Consider the following 4,604-nt stretch of genomic DNA (forward strand, 5'->3'; position numbering starts at 1 on the left):
GATTTTATAAATGATTTTAAAAGATTTGGAAAGATCCAGGCGAAAGTATCCGCTTATATCTCCTCAAATCATTTTAAATCCAAAAAATCAAATCAGGGTAATCAGTGTAATCAGCGTAATCCTGCTCCAAGACAATTTCCATCGCCGAAGGCGATCTAAGAGAACACCGCTGCGTATTCCGCAGCAAAGGAAGCGAAATTGCGTGCTGGCTTCCCCGTGATGTCCTGCACCGCAGAGGAAATGGCCGCCGCCTCCCCGCGGGCGTAGTGGGCGTAGTCTTCGATCAATCCTTCGGCCTGCCAGGTGGGAAAGCCGGCGTGTAAGAGGGCAGGCAGTAATTCGCTTTCGGTGACATTAATGTACCGGATGGTGCGCCCTACAGCATCAGACAGGATCTGGGCTATTTCGGTATGGGTGAGTGCCTCTGGCCCGGTGATATCGTATATTTTGCCGGTATGCCCGCCGGAGGTAAGTGCGGCGGCTGCAACAGCGGCAATGTCGCGGGTGTCTGCCAGGCTTATCGGGGTGTTGCCGGCGGTGGCAAAGAACTGATGTTGCGTGTTGATGATTTCCCGGAAGCCAAGTAATCCCTGCATGAATAAATTGGGACGCAAAAAGGTATATGCGATACCGGACCTGCGGATCTTTTCCTCCACGGCAGCATGATACCGCAGGAAACGTACGGGCGATTGTGCGTTGGCGTGCAGCTGGGAAAGCTTCACGATATGTGGCAGCCCGCTTTTAACGGCAGCGGTTACAAAATTGCTTTGCAGTGTTTCCGCCTCTTCGGATGAGTTGGTGAGCAGGAAGGCTTTTTCCATACCCTGCAGGGCATGGGCCAAACTGCCTGCGTCGTTAAAATCGCCGGTTACTATTTCGGCGCCGGGCAAGGCGGCAATGGTGTTTGCCTGGTTGTCTGCCTGCCGTACCATGGCGCGGAAAGGAACGCCCTGTGCAGATAAATGTTTCGCTAAGGTAGTACCAATGTGGCCGGTAGCGCCGGTGATCAGAATGTTTGCCTGTTTCATAGTTATTTGTTTTTATGATGTAAAATTCCGTTTTCCGGCAGGCAGGAAATTGTAAGAAAACGAAGCGGATTTTGTCTGACTCAGGATTAAGCTGATTACACTGATTTCCCTGATTTGATTTTGTAATGATTAAAAAAGATTTTGGGAGATATAAGCGAAAGTATCCGCTTATATCTCCCAAAATCTTTTAAAATCATTACAAAATCAAATCAGCGAAATCAGTTTAATCAGTTTAATCCTGCGTCAGACAAAATCCGCGTTTGAACAATACACAAGCTTGCGGTGTTCTATTATCCTAACCGGATACATATGAAACCCCTGAGTACTTTAATCATTGATTCCGAAATTATGCATGATATGTAAATGCCTGCAAAGACAGATGCACAGCGGTGGCATTGCAAGGGCTGCCTGCTGTTTTTTATGATTTGGCAATAAGCGGGGAATTGATCAACTTCGTAGTTATGAAAACGTCCGCAAATGCAAACCGTGTATGGCTGTTATGCCTCCTGGCAATTTGCAGTATCACTGCACAGGCGCAACAATATACGCCCGCTGATCAGGGTTCCAAAGTACAGTTCACTATCGTTAATCACCTCATATTTACCTCTACCGTAAACGGCTATTTCAAAGGACTGAAGGGGAGTATCCGTTTTGATCCGGCCAACCTGAAATCAGCGGCCATAGATGCCACCGTAGATGTGAATACGATCAGTACAGGTATTGGTAAGCGTGACCGCGACCTGCTGGAGGAAAAGTATTTTAATGCAGCAAAGTTTCCCGTGATGCGGATCGTTGCTACCACCGTTACCGCTACCGGTAAACCGTCTACTTACCAGCTCACTGCTGCGCTTACCATCAAGGGAATTACACGCACTATTACCTTTCCGTTTACGGCAGTAGTATCTTCCGGGGCATTACAGCTCACCGGTAAGTTCACCATTAACCGGAAAGATTTCAAGGTAGGCCCGGATAATGCCATTGATGATAAGCTCACAGTAACGCTGAACGTACAGGCAAAAAAACAGTAACGGTGATACACTGTGTGCCCGTACACGGGTATCATCGTTGCCGGCTGCCATAACAGCACCTGTCACTGGACAGCGTTTCACAGGGCATTACCGTTGGATGCCATTACAAGGGCTGTGAGAAATGATGGGCAGAGATATAGTATCCCTGCCGGTGGTACAACCGGTGTGCAGGATGCAGTGCATGTCCTGAATCCAGCTGTACGGAACGTAACCCTTCTTTTTGTGCCAGCGCTTTTATATGATCCAGTAACAAGGCAGCATAGCCGCGCCCCTGGTAGGCGGGTAAGCAGGCCAGGTCGTCTATATAAATTGTTTTCCCCGAGAACAGCTTGTTCATATGACGGAAGCCCGCAAAGGCAGCCACTTTAGAAGGATCTTCTTCCGCCGTGATATACACGATCTCGTATTTCTCAGACTGCATCTCCTTTAATTGTGCCAACAGCTGTTCCCGTTCCAGGAAAGGACGGAGAAACAGGATCACCTCACTGCAGGCCAGCAGCTCTTCATCGCTGCCGGCGGTTTTTATTGATATCATATAGCGAAGTTTTTAGGCCGGGATGCGGCGGGTGGATACACCGATCCGGTTCCATGCATTAATAATATTAACGGCCATGATCAGCTGTGCGGCGCCGTTTAGCCCAAAAGTCGCCACTGCTTTTTCATAAGTTTCATCTGTGAGGCCCTGCTGGCTGATCAGCGTAATTTCTTCCGTCATAGCCAGAATGACCCTTTCTTCTTCCGTGAACTGCGGGGATTCACGCCATACGGTGAGCAGGAGCAGCCGCTGTGTGGTTTCCCCCTGTTTCAGGGCGTCTTTACTATGTTTATCAACACAAAAGGCGCATCCGTTGATCTGTGAGGCGCGTATCCTTATCAGCTCCTGGTGGAGCGGCGCAATGCCGGTGGTACTAAGATATTTTTCCATTGCCAGCATAGCCGCATAAGCGCCCGGCTCCGTTTCGTTCATCAAAAATCTCGTCTTCATCGTCAGTTGTTTTGTATTAAAATGATTCTACAAAATTATCGCCAACTGGAGTATCTTAGTAGTCCACTTTGTAATCATTAAGTAGTCCAGATGCTACCCTTTAAAACACTCATACAAACAGATAAAATGCTGAAGCTCCCGGTATATCAGCAAATCGCCAACCGGCTTATAGGTCTTATCCAGGAAGGATTGCTGAAGCCGGGCTTATTCCTCCCGGGCAGCCGGGTTCTGGCTATACAATTGGAGCTGCACCGTAAAACGGTGATTGCAGCATATGATGAACTGGTGAGCCAGGACTGGCTGGTAGCGGTGCCCCGAAAGGGGGTGATGGTGGCCGACAATTTACCGGTGATACGGCCCAGAACGTACCAGGGTGGCATATCGCCTTACGGGGAAGCGGCTGGTTTTTCGTTTCATCAAACGCCAGCCCTTCAGGCGCCGGTTACAAAACCTGCCGGCGCTGCGCTGGTCATCAACGATGGTTTCCCGGATGCAAGACTGGCGCCTCTTACGGATTGGGTTAAGGAATGCCGGTCGGTGATAGAAAGTCCCCGTTATCACAAGTTGCTGATGTATGGCGGTGGCACCGGCCTGGAAGCCCTGCGCAGGCAAATGCTGGTGTATCTTTCGGGCACACGCGGGTTGAATATCAGTCTCCCGCACATAATGATCACCCGTGGTGCACAAATGGCTATTTACCTGGCAGCTGCATTGCTGATCAAAAAAGATGACCTGGTAATTGTTGGGAGTCCGAATTACATTTTTGCGGACCTTTGTTTTGAGCAGCTGGGTGCACGCCTGTTACGTGTGCCGGTAGATGAAGAAGGGATTGATGTGGATATGATTGAACAGCTGTGCAGCAAACGGAAAATAAAAATGCTGTACCTGGTCACGCATCATCACCATCCTACCACGGTAACGCTGAGCGCAGCGCGCAGGATGAAACTGCTGGCAGTGATCCGGAAATATAAACTGCCGGTAATTGAAGATGATTACGATTATGACTTCCATTACAGTTCGGCGCCTATTTTACCTTTAGCCAGTGCAGATCATGGCGGCAATGTTATTTACATCGGATCATTTACAAAATCACTTGGTTTATCCATCCGTATTGGTTTTATGATTGCCCCTTCGCATTTTATCGATGCCGCAGCCAACCTGCGCCGCCTGATGGACCTGCGCGGCGATAACCTCGCCGAACAGGCTTTGGCTAACCTGCTACAGGATGGAACTATAGAAAGACATCTTAAGAAATCAAATAAAATTTATAAGGAAAGACGGGACCTGCTTTGCCACTTACTAAGCACCAGGCTTGGCAACGCAGTACGCTTTACGGTTCCTTCCGGAGGAATGGCTATCTGGTTGCGCTTCTCAAAAAAATACCCGCTGAAAAAAGTAGCAGCCAAAGCTGCCACACTGGGCCTGCAAATCAGCAACGGCGATCAATACAGCTATGGCGCTGCCCCGCAGAACGCACTGCGCTTCGGCTTCGCTTCCCTCAACAACAAGGAAATTGCAGCAGCAGTATCCATCCTGGAGAAAGTACTGAAGTAGGTTCCCTTG

At 49.1% G+C, this 4,604-nt stretch carries 5 protein-coding genes; 2 read left to right on the top strand and 3 right to left on the bottom strand.

What is annotated here, in order from left to right; translation table 11 throughout:
- Positions 1 to 155: 155 nt before the first annotated feature.
- Positions 156 to 1,028, bottom strand: coding sequence for an SDR family oxidoreductase (locus VN105_RS01585; protein ID WP_325637251.1), 873 nt, complete (start codon positions 1,026 to 1,028; stop codon positions 156 to 158).
- Between the two features lie 461 nt (positions 1,029 to 1,489).
- Here VN105_RS01585 and VN105_RS01590 point away from each other — a divergent pair, with 461 nt between their 5' ends.
- A complete protein-coding gene (locus tag VN105_RS01590) occupies positions 1,490 to 2,056 on the top strand; it encodes a YceI family protein (RefSeq protein ID WP_325637253.1) in 567 nt (188 codons plus the stop codon).
- A gap of 103 nt (positions 2,057 to 2,159) precedes the next feature.
- On the opposite strand, the gene VN105_RS01595 is transcribed toward VN105_RS01590, so the two are convergent.
- Both VN105_RS01595 and VN105_RS01600 read right to left on the bottom strand, forming a co-directional pair.
- Positions 2,160 to 2,591 (bottom strand): GNAT family N-acetyltransferase, encoded by a 432-nt coding sequence (locus tag VN105_RS01595; protein WP_325637255.1) that lies wholly within the window; start codon positions 2,589 to 2,591, stop codon positions 2,160 to 2,162.
- Positions 2,592 to 2,603: 12 nt separating this feature from the next.
- Positions 2,604 to 3,041 carry a carboxymuconolactone decarboxylase family protein gene (locus VN105_RS01600; RefSeq protein WP_325637257.1) on the bottom strand — a complete coding sequence of 146 codons (438 nt, stop codon included), beginning with the start codon at positions 3,039 to 3,041 and terminating at the stop codon, positions 2,604 to 2,606.
- Between the two features lie 90 nt (positions 3,042 to 3,131).
- Between VN105_RS01600 and VN105_RS01605 the strand changes: the two genes are divergently transcribed.
- On the top strand, positions 3,132 to 4,595 hold the full coding sequence (locus VN105_RS01605; RefSeq protein ID WP_325637260.1) for a PLP-dependent aminotransferase family protein: 1,464 nt from the start codon (positions 3,132 to 3,134) through the stop codon (positions 4,593 to 4,595).
- Positions 4,596 to 4,604: the final 9 nt, after the last annotated feature.

This window comes from Chitinophaga sp., from assembly GCF_035564935.1.
In the GTDB taxonomy this organism is placed as follows: Bacteria; Bacteroidota; Bacteroidia; order Chitinophagales; family Chitinophagaceae; genus Chitinophaga.

Excerpts from the sequence above, each read along its gene's own strand:
- VN105_RS01585 (WP_325637251.1), bottom strand. The coding sequence starts at position 1,028 with ATGAAACAGGCAAACATTCTGATCACCGGCGCTACCGGCCACATTGGT.
- VN105_RS01605 (WP_325637260.1), top strand. The coding sequence starts at position 3,132 with ATGCTACCCTTTAAAACACTCATACAAACAGATAAAATGCTGAAGCTC.
- VN105_RS01600 (WP_325637257.1), bottom strand. The coding sequence starts at position 3,041 with ATGAAGACGAGATTTTTGATGAACGAAACGGAGCCGGGCGCTTATGCG.
- VN105_RS01590 (WP_325637253.1), top strand. The coding sequence starts at position 1,490 with ATGAAAACGTCCGCAAATGCAAACCGTGTATGGCTGTTATGCCTCCTG.
- VN105_RS01595 (WP_325637255.1), bottom strand. The coding sequence starts at position 2,591 with ATGATATCAATAAAAACCGCCGGCAGCGATGAAGAGCTGCTGGCCTGC.